General features: G+C 39.9%; 20 protein-coding genes and 1 tRNA gene. 3 read left to right on the top strand and 18 right to left on the bottom strand.

The genetic code is table 11. The annotated features are described in order from the left end of the window. Nucleotides 1-29 precede the first annotated feature (29 nt). From BIV16_RS00665 to BIV16_RS00655, 3 genes are read right to left on the bottom strand one after another with little or no spacing between them, the layout of a single operon-like run. The gene (locus BIV16_RS00665) at nucleotides 30-1,109 is read right to left on the bottom strand and encodes a lysozyme inhibitor LprI family protein (protein WP_075679871.1); all 1,080 of its coding nucleotides are present in this window, start codon (nucleotides 1,107-1,109) and stop codon (nucleotides 30-32) included. 28 nt (nucleotides 1,110-1,137) lie between these two features. Beyond that, nucleotides 1,138-2,928: an ABC transporter ATP-binding protein gene (locus tag BIV16_RS00660; RefSeq protein ID WP_075680259.1), complete on the bottom strand. Its 1,791-nt coding sequence runs from the start codon at nucleotides 2,926-2,928 to the stop codon at nucleotides 1,138-1,140. Between the two features lie 47 nt (nucleotides 2,929-2,975). After that, entirely contained in the window at nucleotides 2,976-4,697 is a 1,722-nt protein-coding gene (locus BIV16_RS00655; RefSeq protein ID WP_075679872.1) for an ABC transporter ATP-binding protein, read from the bottom strand. A gap of 470 nt (nucleotides 4,698-5,167) precedes the next feature. On the opposite strand from BIV16_RS00655, the gene BIV16_RS00650 reads away from it, so the two are divergent. Continuing rightward, complete coding sequence (locus BIV16_RS00650; RefSeq protein WP_075679873.1) at nucleotides 5,168-5,380, top strand: alpha/beta-type small acid-soluble spore protein; 213 nt, start codon at nucleotides 5,168-5,170, stop codon at nucleotides 5,378-5,380. An 87-nt stretch (nucleotides 5,381-5,467) separates the two neighbouring features. Here the strand turns inward: BIV16_RS00650 and BIV16_RS00645 are convergent, their stop codons facing one another. Further along, on the bottom strand, nucleotides 5,468-6,019 hold the full coding sequence (locus BIV16_RS00645) for a DJ-1 family glyoxalase III (RefSeq protein ID WP_075679874.1): 552 nt from the start codon (nucleotides 6,017-6,019) through the stop codon (nucleotides 5,468-5,470). Between the two features lie 164 nt (nucleotides 6,020-6,183). On the opposite strand from BIV16_RS00645, the gene BIV16_RS00640 reads away from it, so the two are divergent. Continuing rightward, the gene (locus tag BIV16_RS00640; RefSeq protein ID WP_075679875.1) at nucleotides 6,184-6,630 is read left to right on the top strand and encodes a CYTH domain-containing protein; all 447 of its coding nucleotides are present in this window, start codon (nucleotides 6,184-6,186) and stop codon (nucleotides 6,628-6,630) included. 2 nt (nucleotides 6,631-6,632) lie between these two features. Here the strand turns inward: BIV16_RS00640 and BIV16_RS00635 are convergent, their stop codons facing one another. The 10 genes from BIV16_RS00635 to BIV16_RS00590 form a co-directional block, all read right to left on the bottom strand. After that, nucleotides 6,633-7,274 (bottom strand): DUF1653 domain-containing protein, encoded by a 642-nt coding sequence (locus tag BIV16_RS00635; RefSeq protein ID WP_075679876.1) that lies wholly within the window; start codon nucleotides 7,272-7,274, stop codon nucleotides 6,633-6,635. 41 nt (nucleotides 7,275-7,315) lie between these two features. Then, nucleotides 7,316-7,894 (bottom strand): hypothetical protein, encoded by a 579-nt coding sequence (locus tag BIV16_RS00630; protein WP_075679877.1) that lies wholly within the window; start codon nucleotides 7,892-7,894, stop codon nucleotides 7,316-7,318. Nucleotides 7,895-7,986: 92 nt separating this feature from the next. Next, nucleotides 7,987-9,132, bottom strand: a complete 1,146-nt coding sequence (locus BIV16_RS00625) for an aldo/keto reductase (protein ID WP_075679878.1) — start codon at nucleotides 9,130-9,132, stop codon at nucleotides 7,987-7,989. A gap of 32 nt (nucleotides 9,133-9,164) precedes the next feature. Next, complete coding sequence (locus BIV16_RS00620; protein ID WP_075679879.1) at nucleotides 9,165-10,427, bottom strand: hypothetical protein; 1,263 nt, start codon at nucleotides 10,425-10,427, stop codon at nucleotides 9,165-9,167. A gap of 129 nt (nucleotides 10,428-10,556) precedes the next feature. Further along, a complete protein-coding gene (locus BIV16_RS00615; protein WP_202969654.1) occupies nucleotides 10,557-11,867 on the bottom strand; it encodes an ATP-binding cassette domain-containing protein in 1,311 nt (436 codons plus the stop codon). Continuing rightward, nucleotides 11,860-13,632 (bottom strand): oligopeptide/dipeptide ABC transporter ATP-binding protein, encoded by a 1,773-nt coding sequence (locus tag BIV16_RS00610; RefSeq protein ID WP_075679880.1) that lies wholly within the window; start codon nucleotides 13,630-13,632, stop codon nucleotides 11,860-11,862. Before BIV16_RS00610 ends, BIV16_RS00615 begins: the two co-directional genes overlap by 8 nt. A gap of 11 nt (nucleotides 13,633-13,643) precedes the next feature. Next, nucleotides 13,644-14,612 (bottom strand): ABC transporter permease, encoded by a 969-nt coding sequence (locus BIV16_RS00605; RefSeq protein WP_075679881.1) that lies wholly within the window; start codon nucleotides 14,610-14,612, stop codon nucleotides 13,644-13,646. Between the two features lie 6 nt (nucleotides 14,613-14,618). Then, nucleotides 14,619-16,190: an ABC transporter permease gene (locus BIV16_RS00600; protein WP_075679882.1), complete on the bottom strand. Its 1,572-nt coding sequence runs from the start codon at nucleotides 16,188-16,190 to the stop codon at nucleotides 14,619-14,621. A 96-nt stretch (nucleotides 16,191-16,286) separates the two neighbouring features. Beyond that, on the bottom strand, nucleotides 16,287-18,443 hold the full coding sequence (locus tag BIV16_RS00595; protein WP_075679883.1) for an ABC transporter substrate-binding protein: 2,157 nt from the start codon (nucleotides 18,441-18,443) through the stop codon (nucleotides 16,287-16,289). Between the two features lie 67 nt (nucleotides 18,444-18,510). Then, nucleotides 18,511-20,187, bottom strand: coding sequence for a M3 family oligoendopeptidase (locus BIV16_RS00590; RefSeq protein WP_075679884.1), 1,677 nt, complete (start codon nucleotides 20,185-20,187; stop codon nucleotides 18,511-18,513). Between the two features lie 481 nt (nucleotides 20,188-20,668). Here BIV16_RS00590 and BIV16_RS00585 point away from each other — a divergent pair, with 481 nt between their 5' ends. After that, complete coding sequence (locus tag BIV16_RS00585) at nucleotides 20,669-20,956, top strand: GNAT family acetyltransferase (RefSeq protein WP_075679885.1); 288 nt, start codon at nucleotides 20,669-20,671, stop codon at nucleotides 20,954-20,956. A gap of 171 nt (nucleotides 20,957-21,127) precedes the next feature. Here BIV16_RS00585 and BIV16_RS00580 read toward each other — a convergent pair. From BIV16_RS00580 to BIV16_RS00565, 4 genes are all read right to left on the bottom strand, one after another. Then, nucleotides 21,128-21,201: transfer RNA gene (locus BIV16_RS00580), tRNA-Ile, on the bottom strand. Between the two features lie 649 nt (nucleotides 21,202-21,850). Beyond that, nucleotides 21,851-22,381: a ribosome hibernation-promoting factor, HPF/YfiA family gene (gene hpf / locus BIV16_RS00575; protein ID WP_075679886.1), complete on the bottom strand. Its 531-nt coding sequence runs from the start codon at nucleotides 22,379-22,381 to the stop codon at nucleotides 21,851-21,853. A 122-nt stretch (nucleotides 22,382-22,503) separates the two neighbouring features. Next, on the bottom strand, nucleotides 22,504-24,363 hold the full coding sequence (locus BIV16_RS00570; RefSeq protein WP_075679887.1) for a GNAT family N-acetyltransferase: 1,860 nt from the start codon (nucleotides 24,361-24,363) through the stop codon (nucleotides 22,504-22,506). A 167-nt stretch (nucleotides 24,364-24,530) separates the two neighbouring features. Further along, nucleotides 24,531-25,892 (bottom strand): MATE family efflux transporter, encoded by a 1,362-nt coding sequence (locus BIV16_RS00565; RefSeq protein ID WP_083625101.1) that lies wholly within the window; start codon nucleotides 25,890-25,892, stop codon nucleotides 24,531-24,533. Nucleotides 25,893-25,926 lie beyond the last annotated feature (34 nt).

Below are 25,926 nucleotides of genomic sequence, written 5' to 3'. Positions count from 1 at the left end.
ATCTCTATGCATTTAGAAACGAAACTCTTTTATTTTTCAGAAAGATAATCTGCTAATTCATAGACACGCTCTCTGGTTAGTTCCGCTGCTTTGTCATTCTCTAGCATCGGCTGCATGGTGCCTCCTTCCGCATCTAATCCAGCCTCCTTGACTTGTTCTTCCTTGTCCGCAATCCACTCACGTTCTTCCTTTGTAAGTTTCTCCATCTCTTCCTCAGAAAGCGTATCCTTTAACCTTGACCAGATTGCATTTAACTCGTCATCCCATACGTTAAATAATTGCCCGGTCAAAATATTGTAGTCCCCCTGTGTAAGGTCATCTCCCTGAAGCTTATCCTCAATCTCTTTTGCCTGCTTTTCTACTGCCGCAAGCTCATCGTTGATATCCGTTGCAGCATCTGCCGCATCCTCTTCATATTCCCAGCCAACAAATCCTTCTTCTGCTGCCACATTATATAATCCGTAGCAATCAAGTGTCTCACCAAGCTCCTGATTATATCTCACCCAGGAGACAAAGCCTTCCGGCAGATTTGCTACCCTTGCATCTTTTGTATAGATGCGGATTTCTTTTGCATCGTCCAGACCATATGGTTCACTGTAAACATATTTCATGCCGTCGATGATTTCTTCCTCCCCGGCCGTCTGTTTCAGCTGGATACTCTCAATAGATGTCTCGTAAGTCGTATCATCAATTTGTTTTAATTGTGCAAACTTTCCTGTAAATTCTGCATAATAATAGGTTCCATTTGGATAACCATCCCCGGTGTCTCCCATATCAGAATCCTGATAAACACCGGAAAAGCTTCCGTCCTCCGCGATATCCAGTGTGGTACACCAGCCACCGACACCACTGCTGAACACAAACTGCACATTTTTTAAATCTGAAAAAGAAAATCCCAGATTTTCCTCTGTCGTATCCTGTTCCGTTTCACTGGTCTGTGTTTCCTGTATTGGCTCTGATGTACTCTCCATCTCCAAAACCGTTTTTTCCTGCTGTGCTGCTTCTGGTGTCTTTTCCTTTGTCTCACCCGGCTGGCAGGCTGCAAGAGCAACCAGCAGCGTTCCTGCAACACCAACCAACATTCCTTTTGATACGAACTTACGTTTCATCCTCATCATCCTCCTTTTACATTCTCTCCTACTGCAAACCTGCAAACTGTGCCATGTAAAGGTTATAATAAAATCCCTTTTTCTCCATCAGTTCTTTCGGACTTCCCTGCTCTAGAATACCGCCTTTATCAATGACAAAAATACGGTCTGCATTCTGAATTGTCGACAGTCGATGCGCAATGACAAAGCTGGTTCTTCCTGCTAGAAGCGCCTCGATTCCCTGCTGCACCAAAAGTTCGGTATGCGTATCGATACTTGAGGTTGCCTCATCCAAAATCAGGATTTTTGGCATCGAAATCATGGTTCTTGCAAATGCAATCAGCTGACGCTGTCCGATGGAAAGACCTGCTCCACGCTCTTTCAACTCGGTATCGTAACCTTTTTCCATCTTCATGATAAAGTCATGCGCATTGACCGCTTTGGCTGCTGCAATCATCTCTTCATCCGTCGCATCTAATTTTCCATATAAAATATTATCTCTTACTGTTCCATGGAAAATGAAGTTATCCTGCGTCATCACACCCATCTGTTTTCGCAGACTCTCGATTGAAACCTTGGTAAGGTCGTGTCCATCAATCAGAATTCTTCCTTCTTCTATATCGTAGAAACGGCTGATTAGATTTACAATTGTAGTTTTACCGGCTCCTGTCGGTCCGACAAGTGCGATTGTCTCGCCTGGTTTTACCTGGAAATTAACGTCATTTAATACTTTTGTCTCTGCCGGTGTTCCTTTATCGTATGTAAAAGATACGTGGTCAAACGTTACTGCACCTTTTACCTCTGGAAGCTCTTCTACATCTTTTCCATCCACAATGTCCGGTTCGGTATCCAAAATATCAAAGATACGCTCTGCTGCTGACATATTGGTAACCAGCTGATTGTAGAAGTTACTTAAATTCATAATCGGGTTCCAGAACATATTGATATAGCTGCCGAACGCAACAAGCAAACCAACGGAAATGTGGTCGACTCCAAGGATTGCGATACCGACAAAATACATAATCATGGAACCGAATCCCCAGCAAAAATCGATGACCGGTCCAAACATATCCGCAAAAACAACCGCACTGACAAACGATTTCTGGTGCTGGTCTGTCAAATCCTCAAAAATCTCTTTTGTCTCATTTTCTGCACGGAAACTCTGTACCACGTTCATTCCTGCAATGTCTTCATGCACATAGGCATTTAAGTTTGACGATTTTTTACGGTAAACCTGCCATCTTTTGTGTGATACATTCTGCACGATACAGATAGCTACCATCATAAGCGGCACGGTACTTAATGCCGCAAATCCAAGTCTGTAATCTTTTACCAGCATGATAACGACAACACCAACAATTGTTGCAAATTCCGGCAAAAGTGTTGTGACCATATTTACCAGCACGTCCTTTAGAGAGTTTACATCCCCGATGATACGCGCTAAAATTTTTCCGGTTGGTCTGCTGTCAAAGAAGGAAAAAGATAACTTCTGAATGTGTTCATATAGTTCCTGACGGATTGACAACAGAATTTTGTTGGATACCACCGACATGACATACATTCGTACCTTTACCAGAATAATGTATCCAATATTCATTGCCAGTGCAATGATTCCAAGCCGTAGTAATCCCTTGACGTCACCTTTTGCAATGTAAGTATCGATTGCTGCTTCTATCAAAAGTGGATTGACCAGTGCAATCACAACGGTTACAAGCATACAAATCAATACTCCTGCAATGGTAAGTTTATAATCTAACAGATAGGAAAATAATCGACGCAAAATCTTTTTCCGGTCGGTATGTTTCATCTGTTCATCTTCTCGAAATGAGTTAACTGCCACGCTTTTCACGCTCCTTCCTTATGTGTAGGCTTTATTGAAAAATCTTCCTAGGCGGATAAAAATTTTCCATATTGAGCCATGTAAGTATTGTAATAAAGTCCTTTCCTAGCAAGTAATTCTTCATGTGTTCCGCGCTCTGCAATCTTGCCATCCTCTAAGTAGATGATTTCGTCTGCATGACGGACCGCAGAAATACGGTGCGCTATAATTACTTTTGTAGTTGAATCTAATTCGTTCAGCATCTTCTGAATCTCGTGTTCTGTCTCCATATCCAAAGCAGATGTGGAATCATCCATTACAAGAATCGGTTTCTTCTTCGCAAGTGCTCTTGCAATACTGATTCGCTGCTTCTGACCTCCGGAAAGACCCACACCACGCTCTCCGACAACCGTTTCATACTGTTCTTCCATGTTTTCAATGAAACCTTTTGCCTGCGCACGCTCTGCCGCATCTTTGATATCATCCATCGGAAGCTGTTTTCTTAATCCCATCTTGATGTTCTCTTCAATCGTATCGGAAAACAGGAACACATCCTGCATGACCACTGATATACTGCTTCGAAGCTGCTCTAAGCTTAAATCTCTGACATCCACGCCATCCAACTTGACGCTTCCTTTTTTTACATCATAGAAACGCTGCATCAGATTGACAATCGAAGATTTACCGGAACCGGTTGCTCCCATAATTCCGATGGTTGCGCCTGGTTTTACATCAAAGCTGACATCTTTTAAAATATGGGCATCTTCAATTTCAAAATCGACATGCTCGAATGTAATCTCCCCCTTCACCTCATCTAAGTGAACCGGATTCTCTTTTTCTTTGATGCTGGAAGTCTGTGCGTAAATCTTCTTGATTTTCTTGTATGACGCAATCGCAGAGGAAAGGTCATTCGTCAGCCATCCAAGCATCTCCATCGGCCAGGTACAATTTCTGCTGTATTCCACATAGGCTACCAATGCTCCTAAGGTCATCGTCTGATTCAAAACAGAAAATCCACCTACAACTGTCATTGCAACAGGAAGCATTTTTCCAACAAACGAAAACATTGGGTAGTAGCGCACCAAAACCTTTGACTGTCTGATGTTTAATTCATAGTAACGTTTGTTGTGTGATAAAAATTTTGCAATCTCGTGTTTTTCTCTCGCAAAAGCTTTTACGGTACGGACACCGGCAAGGTTTTCTTCTGCAACGGTGGTAAGAACTGCATTCTCCTCACTGATATCCTCGTAAACTTTATCTAATTTTCGCTCCATCACGATTGCGATTACTCCACATGCAATCATCGTGGCAAGCGGAATAAATGTCATTTTCCAGTTTAAAGAAAACATGCAATACAGTACGATGCTGACATGAATGGTCACCTCAATGACAAGCATTCCGACATAGCCTAACGCATTCCACACCTTGTCAATATCATCTTTGACACGCGCCATCAATTCTCCTGTATTGGTATTGTCAAAATAATCCATCGAAAGGGTCTGGATATGATGAAACAAATCCTTTCTCATCTGGGAACCAATCTTGGAACAAAGTACATCAAAGGTAAATTCTTTGAAGTATCCGAACGCACACCGGCCAACTCCGACCAACACAATTCCAATTAACAGTCCTTTCAAAAGCTGCATCTGTCCACCAATCATAACGTCGTCGACGATGCTCTGTGTTATTTTAGGATAAATCATATCAAGTACGATTGCTGCAACCATACAAACAATTGCAAACAGATAACCATACCAATATCGTCCTAGATATGTACTTAATTTCTTCACGAAAACTCCTCCATTCTTCTTTTTATTTTGCCTTTTACGCCCAAATCATTTTCCTCAATGTGTTATAGACAAACGTGCCTGAATTTCAAAAAAAGCACAAAAAAACCGCGGTGAAACCATCACCGCGGCGAAACGTCGTCTATCCCTATGCTATCCCCAAACATACACCTATGCCTGGTTCTTCGCACACACCGAGGTAATTGCAACATGATTCAGTTCAAATTTGTTCAATTTCGTATTTCTAATCATAGTTTATTACCTCTCTTTCCTCAAAATTTTAGAATACTACTTTAGTAAAGCACTTTCGTATTAACTTGTCAACACTTTTTCTCAAAAATTACCATCATAATATTTCCTATCCTGTAAATAATAGCATTAGGATAAACAGTAACTTACTACTTGTTCATCCAAAACAACTGCACCAGGCTTTGCTGGTGACAATCAACAGTATCGTTACGGAGGTAAAAATCATGAGTGGATCTAATTCAAGTTCTGGAACAAACCAGATGGCAGTACCACAGGCAAAGGACGCAATGAAACGTTTCAAAGAGGAAGTTGCAAGTGAAATCGGAGTACCTTTAAAAGATGGTTACAACGGTGACTTAACCAGTGCACAGGCTGGTTCTATCGGTGGTGAAATGGTCAAAAAAATGATCATGAAACAGGAAGAACAGATGAAATAGTTTGCTTTCATGGGCAAAGCAAAAGAGGGTCATGTACTTGCGGTACACAACCCTCTTTTTTCCTGTTTTCAAGAAAAGGAATCCATGCTAAATATGATAGATTAATCCTTTGCAGACGTTTGCAACCGCTTCGTCTCCAGCGAAATATTTTACGATTGCAAGTGCAAAATCAATTGCTGTTCCCATTCCACGGCTGGTGATGATATTTCCATCTACCACTACTTTGTCTTCGCTTGTGATAGCTCCTGTCAGCTTCTCTTCAAATCCCGGATGACAGGTTGCATGCTTGCCTTCTAACACTCCTGCCTGTCCTAATACACTTGGTGCAGCACAGATTGCAGCCACTAATTTTCCTTCTTTTGCGAATGTCTGGACTGTCTGGTTTACAATCTCACTCTCACCTAAATGAAGGGTTCCCGGCATTCCACCCGGAAGAACAATACCGTCTAGTGTAGAAAAATCTGCTTCTTTTGCCGTTGTCTCTGCCATAAACTGAATCTTATGAGAACCTGTAATCTCTTTCGAATCGGATATAGAAATCAGTTCAATCTCCATTTTTGCTCTTCTAAAAATATCTACGACGGTAAGTGCCTCAATCTCTTCGCAGCTTTCCGCTAAAAAAATACCAATTTTACTCATTTTCCTCACCTTTCCTCATGACGAATTCATTTTTACCAGTCTCTATTATATTGCATTTTCGTTTTTTTCACAATATAATGATTAGGATGTGCAAGCAAAAGCTGTTTACTATATTATCAAATTGCACATCCTAATCAATATATTAGAACAGCCTGGAGGTTTTTATGGAAATCGAACGAAAATATTTGGTGAAAGAATTGCCAAAACATCTAGAGCAATACCCTGTCAAAGTGATTTCACAGGGGTATTTAAATACCGACCCGGTGGTCAGGGTCCGTCGTTCCAACGACAAATATACATTAACTTATAAGGGAAAAGGACTTATGGTGAGGGAGGAATACAATCTTCCACTCAACAAGGAAGCTTTTGACCATCTTGTAACCAAAATTGATGGTATTTTAATACAAAAAAGAAGATACCTCATTCCATTGGATGAAAAACATACCATAGAACTTGATATCTTCGAGGGCGAGCTTGCTCCATTGCAGCTCGCAGAAGTTGAGTTTGAAACAGAAGAAGACGCCAACTCCTTCGTTCCACCGGAATGGTTTGGCGAAGACGTCACCTTCTCTACTGCTTATCATAACAGCACGTTAAGCAAACGCTGCTAGGTTTATCTTAATCTGCTATTCTCATAGCGCTGTTTTGTACGGAAACAGCGCTTTAATTCTTCGTAACGGTACTCTGTGTCTCCCTCCGGAATCACAACATCAAGTACCACCGCTATATTATTAATCATCAAATCTGTAATCTCATCCTGCAACGATACTAGAATCTGGTAACGTTCTTCAAAATCGTCTGTATCAAAAAACGCCATCAATTTCTCTTCCGCCGTCTGATTTAACAGACTATTTTTCTTTTCCGTAATAGAAGATTTGTTTGTTGCAGCCAAAGCTTCTGTCCCTGCAGTCAAAAATTCTGTCTTCACAACTGAATCTTTTTTCTCTGCCGCGCAAACATTATCTGCGTTTTGCTGCATACTATTTATCGATTGTTGTCCACATTCCTGTGCTTTTTCTTCACTCATATCCACTTTCTCAAAGCGATATTTCTGTGTTACCTGTGGATACTTCGCATGGTCCACTTCACTGACAAACATCTCAAGTGGTCTTGCGTATGTTTTAAAGTCCCCGTACAATGCCTGATAAATCACAAGCTGTTCTTTTGTCTCAGAGTGTGTTGCAACCGTCACAATCTGGTATAACTTATTTTTAAAATGACGGTAAATTTCACCGCTTCTTGGTATTCTGTCCATTTTCTACTCCATTTTCTGCAATTACTTTTTGTCTGCTCTTCTTACTGCTCTGGAAGAGTCAAAAACTGTTCGACAGAATCCGGCACCTGAAAGCTGTTAAGCATTTCGATTCCCTCTGCAATAAAATCACGCTCAAACTCCATCTCCCCGGAATATCCCGTCACAATTCTGTCGTTTACCTGACTTAGCATATCGCTCTCCACATCGCCTTCGTATTCCTGCAAGTTCAAATTTGCACGCTCAAGAATCGAATTTTCCTGCTCCTGCTGTTTTAGCTGCTGCATCGCATCCATTGCCTTGCCCTGCGTTGATTGTTTCGCAGCTTTCCACTGTTCATATCTTTCCCGCTGCGGCTTTGGTGGCTGTACCTGCCTTGGCTGCTTGGTGTACTGCGGCTGTACCTGCCTTGGCTGCTGGGTATACTGCGGCTGTGCCTGCCTTGGCTGCTGAGTTGTGTACTGCGGCTGTACAGGTCTTGACTGTTGGGTATACTGCGGCTGTGCCTGCCTTGGCTGCTGTGGCTTTTGATAAGTATATTGCTTTTTCTTTTTCTCATCGGATGATTTTGCTTTCACAATAATTCCAATGATTGCAATGATTAACACAATCAGGTTTTCCATCTTTTGTCTCTCCTATTTTATTCTTTCCTTTTATTATAAAGAATTTGCATTTGCGATACAACAAAAAATTACCTCTGTTTTCAACAGTAATCTTATTCCCCTGAGGTCCCATCTTCAAATGTCTTTGCAACATCCTCTAACAGCTTTCGAATCTCAAGGTGCTGTGGACATTGGCTTTCACATTTTCCACAATGGATACAATCGCTTGCCTTTCCATGCTCCTGCACAGCATTCTCGTAACCCTTTCTGGTCTTTTCATTGACTCCGAACTGTACGGAAAAATTATAGGCATCAAACACGGACGGAATGACAATTTTCTTTGGACATCCCTCCACGCAATAACGACATTTGGTACATGGAATTGTTGGAATTTTATGTAATTCATCTACAACTCGCACAATTGCATCTTTTTCTTCCTCATTCAGTGGCTGGAACTCTCGCATGTAAGAAGTATTATCCAACAACTGCTCCATATCTGACATGCCGCTTAGGACAAGCATCACGTTATCCAAAGAAGCTGCAAAACGGATTGCAAACGAAGCTGGAGTTGCCTTGTCATCTAACTTTTTCAAAATCTTTTCCGGTTCCCCAATCAGATTTGCAAGCGTACCACCTTTTACCGGCTCCATTACAATCACAGGGACATTATGACGCACTGCTGTCTCATAGCATTTTCTTGACTGCACCGACTCAGAATCCCAATCATAGTAATTAATCTGGAGCTGCACAAACTCTAACTCTGGATGATTGCTTAAAATCTCCTCTAACACATCTGCACTGTCATGAAAAGAAAAACCAAGGTGCTTGATTTCTCCTGCTTTTCTTCTCTCTGCCAGACGCTCAAAACCACCCAGACGCTCTGTCTCTTCTACACGTGCCTTATCCATTGCATGTAACAGATAAAAATCAAAATATGACACGCCGCACCGTCTCTTCTGCTCTTCAAAAATGCGGTCATAATCTTCCGTTTTCTTTACATTCCAGACCGGCATCTTGTCTGCGAGGAAAAACTGTTCCCTCGGATAACGGTTGACGATACATCTTTTTACCGCTTCTTCGGACTTCTCATTGTGGTATGGATAAGCAGTATCAAAATAGCAGAAACCCTGTTCTAAATATTTGTCCACCATTTCACAAAATGCTTTATCATCAATTTTTGCCGTGTCTTCCCCGATAACCGGAAGTCTCATACATCCAAATCCTAATTTCTTTGGCATTAAACTTTTTAAATCACCCATTGTTCTTCTCCTTTTGTATTACTTGATTTTCGTTAAAATTTTGAAGTTGTATAGGTTACACCATCTTTCTCATAAAGGTCATGAATCTTCAAACCATCCTCATTATAAAAAATGGTGTGATCCGCACAGTAAATGGAATAAATCCCCTCATTTACCCAGGCTGACAGCGCGCTTGCGTCAAAAGAGTCCGAAATATAAACCGGCATTATATGAAGCAATATCTGCGTGCAGGTCTGGTCTGTGGCATAACAAACCAGGTTGTTTAAAGAAGTTTTACTTTTTCCATCCGCTGCATCTAAATAGGCATTCCGGATTTCCCCGTTTTCAAACTCATAGAAATACTGGTCATCCACCTCTGTCATCCGGTAATTGCGCAGATATACAATGCTCTTCGCCCCGGTGTAATCCATCACACCGGCTCCGTAAATGGTATTCTCTTCCCTGTCATATAGATTATAGGAGTATGAATTTTCACTCTCATCCAAATTTCTTACAAAACCGTTATAACTGGAAATTGAGCCAAGCGTATAGTTGTTTTGAATCATCACATCTGCAAGATAATCGATGATAAACGCATTTTTCATCCAATAAAAATCTATATAATCTGTCACTTCGTTCTCTTTTGCAAAAGCTAGATATTCATCGGAAACTTTCAATTTTACTTTGTCATTTCCGAGTAATTCTATCTGAATTGCGTCCGAATTACTGGAAAAAGCTGAAACCTGCTCCACAAAGGATGCAACTTCATCGTTCTGCTGTGGGTCATAATCTGCCGTCATGTAATCTTCTGTGCAGGAAAAAAGACCATCATACACCTCATAAACCGGCCCTAAATAAAGGCTTCTGTTTCCACTTTTCTCTAACAGATAAAATGCCTGGTATAACACATCATCTACTTTTACTTCCTCATTCGGATGCTGGTTTAAATATGCCATGTTATGCACATCATCAAATGTCTCATCTGTATTAAAAAGCTGATATGCCTTCACTGTTGCGTCTGTGTAAAGCAGTTGTATTTCTTTCCCTTCCGCTGTTGCTGAGGCTCCACTTGCCCCCAGACAATATTGGAACACAAATTCGTCACTGCAGTTTCGCTCTGATGCCGATTTAGCTACAATTGTAGTCCAGCCGGATTCTTTTCCTAAATAAGATACAATTCCATATGTAAATGCGCTTGTCGCAAGTAGAATCAACACAATGACCACAATCAATCTACGCTTTGAATTTTTTTCGGAAAGTTCTGCCTTTATCACAGGTCTGACAACGGGTCTTTCATTTGTTCCTGTACGTCTCATCTTTACCTCTATCCTTTTCTATTCCACTTCTTTTTCTGATTTCTATAAAGAAACAGGCGGATATCTTCATATCCGCCCCGTTCTCTACGTTAAAACTTAAATCTCTCTAAGTTCCTGCTATCTTTAATTTTAGAATACAACCGCTAAAAGTGCAAGTGCAAAAATAGCAAGAATGATTCCAATTACGATAAATCCTGCAATCGCACCCTTCTTACATGCCTTGTAATTGCGGAAGTGTTTCTTGTGTTTGAATACCAATGCCATAATGATACCAATGATTGGAAGGAAGAAAGACAATACCACATACCATACACTTCCGGTATCGTGAACTGGTGGTAATGCAATTTCTTCTTCGGAAACTACATTTTCATGAACTTCTTCGGTAGTGCTCTGTTCGCCTGATTTACGAATTGTGATAGACTGAATTGGCTCATTCTTATCACGCAATGCCTTGTATTCTTCAATCTCTTTCTTATTACCATATACCCAGTGGTCATGTCCAACGCAGACAAACTCAGGTTTATCTACACTGTAATCATGGATAGATGGATCATATGTATATAACACTTTGTTTTTCTCTAATTCTGGATCTGGAATTGGAATCGCAGAAATCAAAGAATGTGTATATGGATGTAATGGGAAGTTGAATAACTCCTCTGCATCTGCAACCTCAACGATATTACCTTTGTAAATAACACCGATACGATCCGAAATGAAACGTACGATAGAAAGGTCATGTGCAATAAACAAATATGTAATATCTTTTTCCTTCTGGAATTTCTTTAATAAGTTCAATACCTGCGCACGGATAGAAACATCCAAAGCAGAAATTGGCTCATCGGCAACAACAAGTTCTGGTTCCATAACCATTGCTCGTGCCAATCCGATTCTCTGACGCTGTCCACCAGAGAACTCATGTGGGTATCTGGTCAGATGCTCAGGAAGAAGACCTACCTCATTGATCATGGTCTCAACCTTTTTCACACGGTCTGCTTCATTTTCATACAGATGGAAGTTATAAAGACCTTCGGATACGATGTAATCTACTGTTGCACGCTCATTTAGAGATGCTGCAGGGTCCTGGAATACCATCTGGATGTTACGAATTACTTCACGATCCAGGGAATGTGGAATCTTTCCAGTAATCGGAACACCTTTGTAATAAATTTCACCGCCTGATAACTGGTTTACACGGATAACAGCACGTCCGATGGTTGTCTTACCGGAACCGGATTCTCCAACAAGAGAGAACGTTTCTCCCTTGTGGATATCAAAAGATGCATCCTTAACAGCTTTTACCGCATTTTCACCTTTACCAAACGTAATATCTACATGTTTTAATGACAGTAAGACTTCTCTGCCATTCTCATCGATTGGTCCATGTTCTGGCAAATGAGAAACATGGGTACCATTTACTTTTTTCTTATTCTCTTTAGACACGTTCTCCGTCTCCTATACTTATATTAAATGCTTTGATCAGTTTCTCTTGTGTATTCTGGATGATCTCAGGCTTCTCAATCTTAGGAGCTCTTGGATCAAGCAACCAAGTTTTTGCATAATGGGTATCTGTTACCTTAAACATTGGTGGCTCAGCCAGAGTATCAATTTTTAAGCAATATGGATTTCTCGGTGCAAATGCATCACCGACAATCTTATTGTACAAAGATGGTGGCGTACCATTGATGGAATAAAGTTTTGTATTCTTCTGTGCAAGCTGTGGCAGTGAAGAAAGTAATGCCCATGTATATGGATGACGTGGATCATAGAAAATCTCATCTACATTACCAATCTCGATAATCTGTCCAGAATAAATAACTGCAACACGGTCTGCAATATTTGCAACAACACCTAAGTCATGTGTAATAAATACGATGGTGTAGTTGAATTCTCTCTGTAAATCTTTTAACAATTTCAAAATCTGTGCCTGGATTGTTACATCAAGCGCTGTGGTAGGCTCATCACAGATTAAGATTTTTGGCTGACAGGACAATGCGATTGCGATAACGATACGCTGTCTCATACCACCGGAATACTGGAATGGATAATCATCAAAACGTGCTTCTACGTTTGGAATTCCAACCTTACGCATTAACTCTAATGCTCTGTTTCTGGCCTCAGCCTCTGTACAATCCTGGTGTTTTAAAATAACGGATGTAATCTGTTTTCCAATTGTAATAATTGGGTTCAAGGATGTCATCGGATCCTGGAATACGGTTGCAATCTTGCCACCACGAATCTGGCTCCAGTCCTTCTCGTATTTAATCTTTGCAAGGTTTAAGATACAGGTACCATGTAAGGTATCTTCTGTTTCATCCAGATATTTTACACGGAACGCAACCGTATCAAAGATTGCATTACGTTCTTCCTCGTCCATCAGATCAACACCAAGCTGCATTGCATTCTTTAACGCATCTAACAGCTTTTTGATTAACTGATTTCTCTTTGTAAATCCATATCTTCCTACAGAAAGGTAAAGTTCTTTTGCAAGAATCTCATTTCTTTTCTTTGTCTCCTCAGAAATCTCTGCAGTTACTTCTTTTGCACGTTTTTCACGAAGAGCTGTCATCTTCTTTGCATACTCATTTAAGTATGCTGTATCGCTTGCAAGCGCTTTCTTTTTCTCTTTTATTAATCTTTCATCTTCTTTCTGAAGATTTTTGATTTCGCTGTCTAATCTTGAGATTTCCTGCGCTGCCTGTTTAATCTTATCTTTTTCTTTGGAAGGATCGTAAGTCTGTTTTAAGTTATATTCCTCATTTCTCTTGCTCTTGAGCTGTTTTATCTTTCCTTCAACAGCTTCTTTTTCTTCCTCAGATAAGCTTGCTTTCTGACGTTTTTCTGATTCCAGTTCCAGAATCTGGCGATAGGTTGCTGCGCCAAACTCTAACTTGGAATATTCATTCAACTTGTGAAGTGAGTTTTTGATGGTCTTTTTCGCTGTATCATTTAACTTTACAACGGTATCGGATAACTCCTCGTCGTTGTAAATGATTTTACCATTTGAGATAAAACCATTTCCATCGAGCATACCTGCAAATGTCTTGGTAAATACAGACTTTCCGGAACCGGACTCACCTACAATTGCAATTGATTCATTTTCGTAAATATCAAGTGAAACATTACGGATTGCGGTCAATTCTCTTCCACGTACATGGAACTTGACATCCAAATCTTTCACGGATAATAAAACTTTTCTATCTTCCATTTCGGTAACCTCTACATATGTGTTCTTGGATCAGATGCATCACCAAGGTTCTGTCCTACAACGTACAATACTATTGTGATAATTGCTGAAATAACAACCGGGCTCCAGAATTCGAATCCCCATCCAGGTGTAACCATTGCGCTCTCAGCTTCATAAATCAGACGTCCTAAGGACATGTCTGAAAGTCCCATTCCAATGTATGCCAGGAATACTTCCATGGAAATATAGTTTGGAATCTCTGTCGCAGCAACCGTAACTACGATTGATGTCATAAATGGGAGAATGTTTTTCATTGCAATCTTGGTTGTTGATGTTCCAAGACATTTGGATGCAAGGTTATATTCTCTGTCTCGGATGATGATTACCTGTGTACGGATGAAGTACGCAATGGTTAACCATCCTGTGATGGTCAACGCAAAGACCATCGTCCAGAAGCTTGCTGTCAAAATCATAACCATAACAGATACAATCAGGATGTATGGTACGTTTGCAACCACGTTGTAAACTTCCATCATGATTCTGTCTACTTTTTTGGAGAATCCCCAGATTGCACCAACTATTACACCGACTGTAATGTTAATCAATCCACACACCAGCGCAAGCGAGATGGAAATTCTAGATCCAAACCAAATCGCATCAAAGGTAGACTGTCCGGCAGCACCTGCACCTAAAATCCAGTGGATATTTGCGCCAAACTGTTTCATTGCAGCGGATGGTGACAAATGTTTTGCAGTTGCATTCAACAAGTTACCAAATTTATCATAATCGACAAACAGTGGGTAAATATAAGTAAATGCAAGAATAACTGCTAAAAGTGCTAAAATTACAATATTTATTTTTTTCTTAAAAAATACACGGAATACGGAATGCCAGTAAGAATACCTTGGTGCCGTAATCTTCTCTGCGTCAAGGTCGCTGTGATCCACACGGGAAAACAATTCTTCCTCTGACAAGCCAAACTGTTCTAAATCTTGATTCATACTTCTTTACCTGTCCTTACTAGAAAATGAAATTCTTGGATCTACAATGGAAATCAGGATATCACCTAAAATAATGGATACAACGGATAAAACTGCATAGAACAATGTTACACCGACAATAACACCATTATCATATTTTCCAATTGCTTCTGTTAACAAGTTACCTGCACCAGGAACTACATATACACGCTCTGTGATAATAGCACCTACCAATGCGTAAAGAACGGTTGCTGGTATATCATGCACAATCGGAATTGCTGCATTCTTTAAAATATGTTTCTTAAAGATTTCACCCTCAGTCAGGCCACCAGATCTTGCAAATTTTACATAATCAGAATTCATCTGATCAATCATGTAACGACGTAACCACTTCATTAAGTTTGCAATCTGTGGAAGTGCCAATGAAATAATCGGAAGCACATACATTAACTTGCTGGTCGATTCCAAATCAAATGTAGTTGGAAGTCCTGCCTTTCCACCAATTGCTTTAAATAAGAAGATATATGCCAAAGATGGAACCGCAATAATAAATACAATGTAGATTGTTCCAATCTTATCAATCAGTTTATCTTTCTTTCTTGCCATCATAATTCCAAGTGGAATTGCGATAAGGTATGCAAGAATGGATGCAATCAAACCAATGACAAAGGAAAATCCTACTTTTGACAATGCGGATTTTGTCGTATCTACATTGGTATAGTCATCTGTGTAGCGGGCTTCATATACAAGACTGGTCTTTAGAGAATTCTTTACATAAGTTGCTGTATGAAGATCATCTGCACTGTTTTCCTGTAATCCTGTTGGATATGTAATCAGAGATTTTGTATAAGATCCCTGTGCGCTGTTCATTGTTTTAAATACATCGACACCTTCATTTACGGAATAGGAAGTACCAAGATTAATGGTAATTATATTCTGATGTACGAATGGGAACTTGTTATCAAAATATAACAGGTATTTATGTGTGGTACCATTTCCGATAATTGCAGGTGAAAATTTATCCCCGCCATAAACAGGGTCATGTAAAGTAAAGGATATTCCTCTTTCCCCTACAATATTTTCAACATTATTAACACTATCAATTGTAATTAACTTTGAGAAGTATGAACACATACGTGTCCACAGTGGGACGTCTTTATAAGCAAAGAGCTGTGGCTGTCCACCGTCCGCAATCTTTTTACCGTTCATCATAACGGCATCTAATCGTTTTATTGTATAACCTTTGGATTCATAATAATCTTTAAATTGCGCAACGTATTCTTTTACTGTATCTGAATCCTTGTCTGCTGTTCTGCCAATTCCTACTACGCTGCTTCTTGTTTCTTCATCAATCTCACCTTTATTTGTGAGCGCCTGCAGATAATCTGCATAAGATACATAATCTAAGTATCCGTATTCTTCCCATTTTGCATAAGCATATGTTACTTTTGAATTATTCTTCTGGTGTGAATATGTGTTATCCTTTGCAAAGATAAGGTTACGATCCATCAAAGAATAAATCATGGTCATAACGATTGCAACTACGATAACAACTGACACCAATCCTCGTAATAAACGTTTTACTAAATATTTTGTCATAATTGTTCACTCATATAATGTGCCGGGAACGGGAAACCCGCTCCGGCCACATCTTCTTTTCATATTAATCAGGCAACAAAAAACACAATCATCACTCTAGAAAATACCAAGAGATTTTACTACATATCCTGCATAGTCTGGCAAGAAAGTATCAAGGTATGTCTTAGGATCACCGTAATCAGCGCCCCATCCAGACAAATCATAGATATCGTAGTTTGATTCATAGCCGTAGCTTGTAAGATATCCAGCATACTGCCACTCATCAAGATCCTTAGCTTCTACTAAGTTGATTTTTACCATTCCATTTAAGGAAGCTTCTACAGACTGTTTGTAAGCATTTGCTTTGTTTGTAAATCTTTCATCGTTAGATGGATATGGCAAATCAAGAACGATTGGGTTGCTTTCATCGACAGTAACACCCTCATCGGAAAGTTCTGCAATAGCTGTCTCTAATTCAGAAACGGCATTATCAGGATTGTACCATCCGTCGAATCCATCGGAAGAACCTACTCCGTTATCTGCCGTAGGATCCCATACCGTTGCTTTGAAATCATCAGCATCTAACTGAGCCTGAACGATTTCACCATAGTTTGTTCCAGCAGGGAATGTGGTATCTGTTCCATTGATAGAGATTGTAGTATCCTCATCAAGCTGTACAAATGTACCTGGTGTGTAAGAGTTTCTAAGTGCATTGTATTTCAAGTCTTCTCCTGCAGCCTGGGCATTATAGGAACCTCTGTCTACTGCGAAGGAGATTGCTCTACGGAAGTGAACATTGTTCATTGCTTTGTTTGTTCTTTCCTTGTCTTCCTCAGACTGGTCAGAAACAACTTTTGTCTCATCATTTGCATCCGCAAATGCTGTACGGTTCAAGTTGTAGAATGCTGTGAAAGATGTACTTGTTGTCTGAGATACATATGCATAATCATCAAACAATCCATCCTCTTTTGCAGTTGGAATTGTAGAAGTATTTAAGTTTGTTCCATCTACGGTACCAGCTTTTGCATCTACATAAGATTTTGTCACATCAGATCCATCGTTATATAACCATGTAATTGTCTTAACATTGATATTGTCTTTGTTCCAATAGGAATCATTTGCCTGGAATACAATGGTATTCTTAGCAGTTGCATTTGTTACAAGGTATGGTCCGCAGTAAGCGATGGAGTTTGCATCTTTACCATATGTATAATCAGAAGCAGAAGAATCGTATTCCTGACCAAACTTACCACCCATAGATTCATAATAAGTTCTGCTCATTGGAGCAAATACGCCATAACCAAGCATGGTTGTAAAGTAAGTACATGGCTCCTCTAAAGTGTATTCTACTGTGTAATCATCCACAGCTTTTACACCAACCTGTGAGAAGTCTGTGATAGTTCCATCAATATATTCAGATGCATTTTTGATGACACCCTGTACTAAGTATTCAAGTCCACCCTGTGCATCCATCATGTGCTGCATACCAGCAACGAAGTCGTCTGCTTTTACATCAGCAACTTCTCTTCCCTGGGAATCTACCCATTTTACTCCTTCACGAAGTTTGAATGTATAAGTTAATCCGTCATCCGATACTTCATAGCTTTCTGCTAATGCCGGCTGAAGTGTTCCTTCTACATCATATTCCATCAATCCGTCATAAGTATTAACAATTGCATCAGAATCGTTTGACTGGGATGTTGCTAAGATATCCCATGTTACAGGATCAGATGGGTAAATCAAAGTATAACTGTCTTTTAAAGTATATCCCTTATCTGTAAGATAAGATTCTGCCCAATCTTCGTAAGTTCCTTTTCCTTTTAACTCAGCCCATTTTGCTTTCATCTCATCTCTGTCTGCATTGCTGATAAATTTATCAGTAACTAAAGCCTGGTGATATCTTCTGTTATCATTTCCCCACATTGAATAACCAATTGTATATGGAGCCACTCTGGAGATGGCATATAAACCACCCTGTGTAGATAATGGAAGCATAACACATGATTCCAATAATTTTGCTTCTGCAACTGCATCCAATGCATATTTCTCGGAAACAGTATCTGCTTCCTGTGCAGTCTGGTAAGTATCATAGAAGTCGCCTAACTGCTCATCATAAATTGCAGAAGACTGTTCGTCGTAGGAAGCGCTATCGCTGCCTGTTTCTGTTCCTGCTGCATCAGTAGAAGAATCACTTGATGACTTTGAACTGCCACATGCAAGCATGCTTGTGCTCATTGCGAGAACTAAGATTAAACTTACAATCTTTTTCTTCATTATTCATTTCCTCCTTTAATCTATATCTTCAACGGATGCCTGCCTGATGGCATCTGTCAAATACATGTTACTCAAATGTCTTTGCGCTTAACTTTTCTACAAGCTCTTTGATGCATCCATCCTCGAATGGATTCTGTAATCCGACTTCTTTGATTACATTGACAAAGAAATCGCTTGCTGACAATTTGCAAAGTTTATAGTAATTGTTCCATGCTTTTTCAAAATCTTCATCCATCATGACTTTGAACTGCATTGCACAAACACTTGCGAGACAATAATCAATATAATAGAACGGCACCTGGAAAATATGTGGCTGTCTCTGCCAGAATCCTCCTTTGGAATAAAACGGATCATCTTCATAATCCATATGTGGTCTGTATTCTTTTTCTAACTGCATCCAGACTTCTTTTCGTTCCTGTGGTGTCATTTCCGGTTTTGCATACACGATGTGCTGGAATTCATCCACCATACATCCATATGGCACAAATGCGGATGCATCTTCCAAATGCATGGTCAGATAATCATCCTTGCGTTTTCCAAAGAATAAATCCATCCATCCGTATGTGAAATATTCCATCGACATGGAATGAATCTCTGCGGTCTCCATGGTAATGTCTGCCACCTCACGAATTTCTTCGTTGCGCACCAGATAACCCTGGAATGCGTGACCACACTCATGTGTGATAACATCGACATCGCCGCTCGTTCCGTTGAAGTTTGCAAAAATGAACGGTGATTTGTAATTCGGAAGATAGGTCATATATCCGCCCTGTTTCTTTGTCTTTCTTCCTAATACATCGAATAACTCGTTCTCTCTCATGAAATCGAAAAATTCTTTCGTCTGTGGAGAAAGTTCACTGTACATCTTCTGTCCGGCCGCTAAAATTTCTTCCGGTGTTCCGATTGGTTCCGGATTACCGTTTGTGAAATAAACACCGTTATCAATATAGGATAACTTTTCCACACCAATTCTTTTTCTTCTCTGTTCATGAAGCTTGTTTGCAAATGGAACAAAGAATTCTTTGACCTGTTTTCTGAAATTTGCCACCATATCCTTGTCGTAACAATTACGACCCATTCTATAATAAGCAAGTTCAATATAATTCTCATAACCAAGCATCTTCGCCTGCTCGGTTCTGTTCTTTACCATCTTGTCATAAATCTCATCGATTTCATCTGTTACCGATAAGAAATAATCGCTGACCGCCTTCCATGCTCTTCTTCTTACTTCACGGTCAGAACTTCTTTGGAATTTGCCCATCAGGGAAAGGTTATATACTTCCCCGTCAAAAGGAATCTTCGCCGTTGCAATCAATTTATCATAGCGGCTTACCAAAGCATTTTCTTCCTGCATCAATGGAATCAGCTTCTCATCAAATGCTTTTAACGATAATTCGATATTTTTAAATGGAACTTTCCCAATCTTGCTCTCTAAGTACTCACGATAAGGTGATTCGTACAAGATTTTTCCATAAGTTGTTTCATAATTATTGATAATCGGCATCACTTCGTCGTAAAAATTCTGTTCTTTCTCGTAGAACTCATCCGTCGTGTCGATATCATGTCTGATATATGCCAGTGTCATATTCGTCTGAATATCATCGTTCAACGCATAATACTCTTTGTGGATTGTAAACTGCTCTTCTCCACTCTTTGCATTCTTTGTCCGCTCAATGATATCTTTGAATTTTTTTTCGACCTGATCCATATCAATTCTTTTATATGGCATCTCTGAAAACTTCATTTTTCTACCCCTTTGCGTTATGCTCCATTACGTTATCACTTTATTTTGTTAAATTAATTTATTGCAATCAAAAAAAGTGCCAACGGACCCCATTGTCCACTGCACTCTCTTCATATACAAATGTATGCGTCGCACGCACAACATGTCTATAATTATACATGCAAAAATTCAGTTGTCAATAACTAAGTTTTCTGCCATAGACTATATAATTATACATTATTTTTACGTTTTCTTCAACTTATTTTTACATTTATTCATAATTACGCATTTATATATGTTTTTTTATTCATAATTATCCCATGAAATTCCTAGTAAAAAAATATAATTTTTCTTTGTCCGTTTGACTTTTTAATGCTTTAAAGCAAAAATCCACCCCTTTTTCCAGGTAAAATATACCAGATTTTCACTTGGATTTCTGATGAAAAATGAGGTAAAATGTATTCAGTACAAAGACAGATTTTATTTTTAGGAGGAACATTTCGTGATTACAACAGAAGAAGTTTTAAACCTCAATTTTTATAAGAAGGAAAAATTTCGTGGAAGTTACCACGGAATGCGTTTTCAGTTAGAGCTGGAAAAAGAAGAGGGAAACGATCATTTTAACGTCTATGTCTGGCCTGGTCCCTACACCTTCGCCAACACCGCCCCGGAGAAAATTATGAAAAATACTTTTCCTTTTACCATGGAGGGAAAACAGCAGGCAGTCGACTGGTTGAATGAGACATATACAGCGCACCAGGATGAATGGCCAAAGAGTATTTATGTGTAAGATTTAGGTGAAAAAAGTGGTTCTTTGTCTGCGGCGGGTCGCATTTGCGACATTGTTCAACTCCGCTGCAGTGTGATCCTCGCGAAGCATTTTTATGTAATAGGAACGGATTTTCCTATTACACACAAAAAAGGATTTGCACAGATGTGCAAATCCTTTTCCTATTTATAATGGGCTTAAGTGGACTCGAACCACCGACCTCACGCTTATCAGGCGTGCGCTCTAACCAGCTGAGCTATAAGCCCATGTCCTACGGTTTGTGCCGTCAACGTTTGATATCTTATCATAGTAAAACTATTTTGTAAAGTGTTTTTTTCAACTTTTTTTATTTTTCTTGCTGTCTGGGTTTTTCAACTTATTTTCCCATTGCATGCCTGGATGAGTTTTAGGTGTTTTCAAGTACTTCTTGTAATTCGCACTCCATTGCTCCGGCGACTTTAGGTGTTTTCTAGGATTTTCCTGTTTTTCCACTCCATTGCTCTGACGACTTTAGGTGTTTTCTAGGATTTTCTTATTTTTCCACTCCATTGCTCCGGCGACTTTAGGTGTTTTTAAAGGTTTTCTTATTTTTCCACTCCATTGTTCTGGCGACTTTAGGTGTTTTTTTCACTTTTCTGAAATTCCTACTCCATTCGCTTGATTGCTTTAGGTGTTTTTAGATAACTTTTTCATTTTCTACTCCAAATACGTTCTCTCTGTTCGAGCACAAGAAGCGATTCCCCACATAAAGAACAAGGTGCTGATATAAACTTTCTAATGAAGAATGAAGTACTGATATAAACTTCTCAATGAAAAAGCGAAGTACTGATACTCCCTCTCACTGAAACACAAGAATGCCAATGGAACCCGCTAAAAAAGGGAGAGCAAAATCTGCTCTCCCTTTCAATTCCTATTTTAGAATTCCGGTTCAATCAATCCGTAAGTATTGCCTTTTCTCTTATAGACAACATTTACTTCCTCTGTCTCTGCATTCATGAATACAAAGAAATCATGTCCAAGTAATTCCATCTGTACACAGGCATCTTCTGGATACATTGGCTTAATTCCAAACTTCTTCGTCCGAATAATCTTAATCTCTTCGTCTTCCTCATCTGAATTGTCTAAGAATTCTTTCTTGAAAACAGATTCGGCATTCTGCTGTTTGGTTGCTATCTTGGTTCTGTACTTTTTCAACTGACGTTCAATGACTTCTTCCACAAGGTCAATGGATACATACATATCGTTGCTTACCTGCTCTGAACGGATGTAATTGCCTTTTGCCGGAATGGTCACTTCAATTTTCTGGCGCTCCTTCTCCACGCTAAGCGTTACATATACCTCTGTGTCTGGAGTAAAGTATCTTTCTAATTTACCTAACTTGTCCTCCACTGCGGCTTTTAATCCTTCTGTTAATTCGATGTTTCTTCCTGTAATCGTTATTCTCATGATGCCCACCCCTTCGTCGTTTATTTGATACAGATATATCATGTCTATATTATAACATATTTTACGTTTATCGCAAGACAATTGTGCTTTGTTTTGTGATTTTTCAGAAAAATTTTACATTTTTACCCTAAAGTTAAATTAAGATATGGGTTTTGTAAAGAAATGAGTTGCTTTTTCCCTTGTGGCAGCCAAATCATACCACCCGCATTCTCCAGAAAAACCTTCGATGCCATGCCGGACTGCATCATTGCATTTGCTACTTTTCGAAGCTCCGCCATCTCTAATGTTGTCTCAATAATCCGGCAATCTCCATCTTCCATGCGGTATAAAAGCAGTTCTTCCCTTGCATGCTCTGTCTCTTCTGTGTTTTCGCTGACCCACTCCTCTGTATTTTCAGCCGGAACAAGCTTTCTTGCCTTACCATTGCAGAAATTATTTTCATAAATGGCATATGCAATCGCTTTTTCATCCCAGCAGACATAGCCGTCTTTTCCATAATATGCATCACGTATCTGTTTATACTCCGCCGGTGTAATTTCTTTGAAACACCAGCCCGCTAAAACACTTTCATAGTCGTCTTTCCCAGAGACCTCTGTGTTATCAACTACATCCATAGTCTTTTCAAAAGCAATGTTTTCTTTTTCAAAATTCCTATTTTCTTTCTCGAAAGCGATACCCTTCTTCTCAAAGTCTATACTTTCTTTTTCAAAAAAGGATTCAAATCCTAATTTTTCATAATAGGCTTCCAGCGATGCTTCAGCTGGCTGCAAAACCAACGGTCTGTTATATTTTTTCTTGGCATACTCTAGAATCTGCGCTGCGTAGCCTTTTTTCTGATATTTCGGAAGCGTTGCAACCGCATACACATAAAGGACTGGCACCCGCTCTTCTCCTACCATAAGTTCAGCCGGGAAAAAGCTTGCCATCGAAACCGGTTTTCCATCCTCATGAATCACAAGCATATTTTCCGTCTCAAAACGGTGGTTCAGGTAAAATTGGATATACTCCTCCTCATCCCCAAAACACGCCTGCCAGATTTCCTGAATTGCCGGAAAATCAAACTCATTTGCAAACACAACCTGGCTTTGAATGGCACGATATTTGCGCAGCAAAACATCTGGATAATAGGAAAGTTTTGCTTTTCGAAGGCCAGGATCTCCGGTGTCCTCCTCTCGGTTTACATAACTATATTTCTGACATTCATGCAGCACAAACTGCTGGTTAATCATCGGATATGCTCCCTGCAAGTCCGGGAAAGCTTTTTCAAAATGGACAACGAAGCTGTCCTCCGTCAACGGCTCTCCCATGGAAAAAGCAACAATCTCTCCTGCTTTTCGCAAGACGCCGCCCACAAGATGCAGTTCCTTCCATAAAGAAAGAGCCTCCGTGAGCACATCCAGTTCCTGCTGCATTTCCTCGTTCCACTTTTCTTCCCGAAGTTTGCTCCACTGGAATGCCATTTTTTTACATTCCAAGGCATTTTCATCGGAAAGCGGCTCGTAACTCCAGTCATCCGCATCCTTGAAACGCGCAATGTGATTTCTTTTTCCGTGGAGTTTCTTGCCTTTTAAAGTAGAAAGCTTTTCCACGGTATACACATAATCAAAATCATCGCGGTCTGCATCCACCTCGAACTGACCCGGAAACCACTCCAATAATTCCAACCTGTCTTCGTCCACAATTGGATACAGTTCCAAAGTTCGTCCCTCTTTTTCACACTGTTCTTTCAGATAAGAAAGCACTTTTTTCTTGTCTCCATTTCCAAATGGGAACGAATAGACAATGTGGTTTCCCTCTTCGTGAAACCGGATAATGCCACAGTCAAATAACTGCGCTGCTTCTGTATGATACACCTTCCTCCATAAATAGTTGTTTGCAAAGCAATATTCACAAGCTCCCAGATTGTCTTCCTTTAGTTTCTCATTCATCCATTCCTGGTCACTTAGACAAATCTCATGGAACTCAAGTTTCTGTTCTAACATTCTAATCTCCATTCCTGCACATTCCAAGTTTGTGTCTCGCACAAACTTGTGTATGAAAAAATCTCGCTTGCAGAATTCTCCGCCTGCGGCGGGTCGCATTTGCGACATTGTTCAACTTCGCCTCAGTGCGATTCTTGCGGAGCATTTTTCACACTTTTTCTTTCTTCCTAAAAATCTCTCGTAATATCTTTCAGCCACTTATAACTCTTGTAATGGTGGTAAACCACTGGAATCTTCCAGAATTCATCCAGACAGAGGATAAAATACACCACCATCGGCGGTAATTTAAATACAAACGCACTCAAAAATCCGAGCGGAACACAGATACACCACATTGTGACTGCATCACAGATCATTCCGAATCTGGAATCTCCGCCCGCACGGAAAATTCCTGCGATTGTTACCGTGTTCATCGTCTGCCCTACCACATAATAAGAACTGATGATCAGCATAATATTTAAGTACTCGTAAGCACGGTCGCTTAGCTGGAAACAGGCAAATACCAACGGTCTTGTTGCTAAAATCAGCAAACCTGTCAATACACCAAACATAAAGGTTGCATGACATAGTCTGGAAGCGTCTTTCTTTGCATGCTCCATCCGTCCCTCTCCAATCTCAATTCCAAGCAAAACGGAACCACCGGACGAAAGGCCATAACAGACAATAGTAAGCAAATCTCGCACTGTCGTTGCAACTGAACTTGCCGCAACAACATCCGAATTCATATGTCCCATAATAATCGAATAGGTGGAAAACGCCAGTGTCCACAAAATATCATTTGCCAATGCCGGTATCGAATATTTTAAATAATCCTGAAACAGCAGTTTATTTCTGGCAAACACAGTGCTTAGTTTTACTTGAAAACTTTTTCCGCGCATCATATCAACTACGCAAAGAAACACTTCCACCACTCGCGATATCACAGTTGCAATTGCGACACCGACAACGCCAAGCTTTGGCATTCCAAAAAGTCCAAAGATAAAGACTGCATTCAATGCAATATTTAAAATCAATGCCGTGCTGCTGATTGCAGTACTGATTTTTGCTCTCTCCGTACTTCTTAAAATGCAAAGGTATACCTGTGACACACTCATAAGCAGATAGGATGTTCCAATGACCCTTAGATAGGATGCCCCAATCGCGATTAATTCTGCATCATTTGTGTATATTTTCATCAAAACTTCCGGTGCAAAAACAGCACCACAAAATATAATCAGACAAATCACAAACGAAATCTTCATCGCAATTCCCATGACTGTCTGAATAGAATCGGTGTCCTTTTTTCCCCAATATTGAGACGCCAACATCGTAATTCCCGATGTGATTCCGAAGAAAAATCCTCCTAATATAAACTGAAACTGATTCGCTAACGACACTGCTGAAAGTGCTGACTGTCCCACATAGCCAAGCATAAATACATCTGCTGAATTCACCGCATTTGTGAGTAGATTCTGAATTGAAATCGGTATCACAAGCGCAGCAAGATCTTTGTAAAACCTCTTTTGTCCCTCTGACATTGCGAATTTCATCCCATGTAACCTCCCTAATCCCCTAGTCAAAAAA

The organism is Roseburia sp. 831b, assembly GCF_001940165.2.
Taxonomy (GTDB): Bacteria; Bacillota; Clostridia; order Lachnospirales; family Lachnospiraceae; genus Roseburia.
This window is presented reverse-complemented; position numbering and strand designations above follow the sequence as displayed.

Coding starts and splice junctions, on each gene's coding strand:
- BIV16_RS00620 (WP_075679879.1), bottom strand. CDS start 10,427: ATGAGACGTACAGGAACAAATGAAAGACCCGTTGTCAGACCTGTGATA.
- BIV16_RS00645 (WP_075679874.1), bottom strand. CDS start 6,019: ATGAGTAAAATTGGTATTTTTTTAGCGGAAAGCTGCGAAGAGATTGAG.
- BIV16_RS00640 (WP_075679875.1), top strand. CDS start 6,184: ATGGAAATCGAACGAAAATATTTGGTGAAAGAATTGCCAAAACATCTA.
- BIV16_RS00570 (WP_075679887.1), bottom strand. CDS start 24,363: ATGTTAGAACAGAAACTTGAGTTCCATGAGATTTGTCTAAGTGACCAG.
- hpf (WP_075679886.1), bottom strand. CDS start 22,381: ATGAGAATAACGATTACAGGAAGAAACATCGAATTAACAGAAGGATTA.
- BIV16_RS00650 (WP_075679873.1), top strand. CDS start 5,168: ATGAGTGGATCTAATTCAAGTTCTGGAACAAACCAGATGGCAGTACCA.
- BIV16_RS00565 (WP_083625101.1), bottom strand. CDS start 25,892: ATGAAATTCGCAATGTCAGAGGGACAAAAGAGGTTTTACAAAGATCTT.
- BIV16_RS00595 (WP_075679883.1), bottom strand. CDS start 18,443: ATGAAGAAAAAGATTGTAAGTTTAATCTTAGTTCTCGCAATGAGCACA.
- BIV16_RS00610 (WP_075679880.1), bottom strand. CDS start 13,632: ATGGAAGATAGAAAAGTTTTATTATCCGTGAAAGATTTGGATGTCAAG.
- BIV16_RS00630 (WP_075679877.1), bottom strand. CDS start 7,894: ATGGAAAACCTGATTGTGTTAATCATTGCAATCATTGGAATTATTGTG.
- BIV16_RS00625 (WP_075679878.1), bottom strand. CDS start 9,132: ATGGGTGATTTAAAAAGTTTAATGCCAAAGAAATTAGGATTTGGATGT.
- BIV16_RS00605 (WP_075679881.1), bottom strand. CDS start 14,612: ATGAATCAAGATTTAGAACAGTTTGGCTTGTCAGAGGAAGAATTGTTT.
- BIV16_RS00665 (WP_075679871.1), bottom strand. CDS start 1,109: ATGAAACGTAAGTTCGTATCAAAAGGAATGTTGGTTGGTGTTGCAGGA.
- BIV16_RS00635 (WP_075679876.1), bottom strand. CDS start 7,274: ATGGACAGAATACCAAGAAGCGGTGAAATTTACCGTCATTTTAAAAAT.
- BIV16_RS00600 (WP_075679882.1), bottom strand. CDS start 16,190: ATGACAAAATATTTAGTAAAACGTTTATTACGAGGATTGGTGTCAGTT.
- BIV16_RS00590 (WP_075679884.1), bottom strand. CDS start 20,187: ATGAAGTTTTCAGAGATGCCATATAAAAGAATTGATATGGATCAGGTC.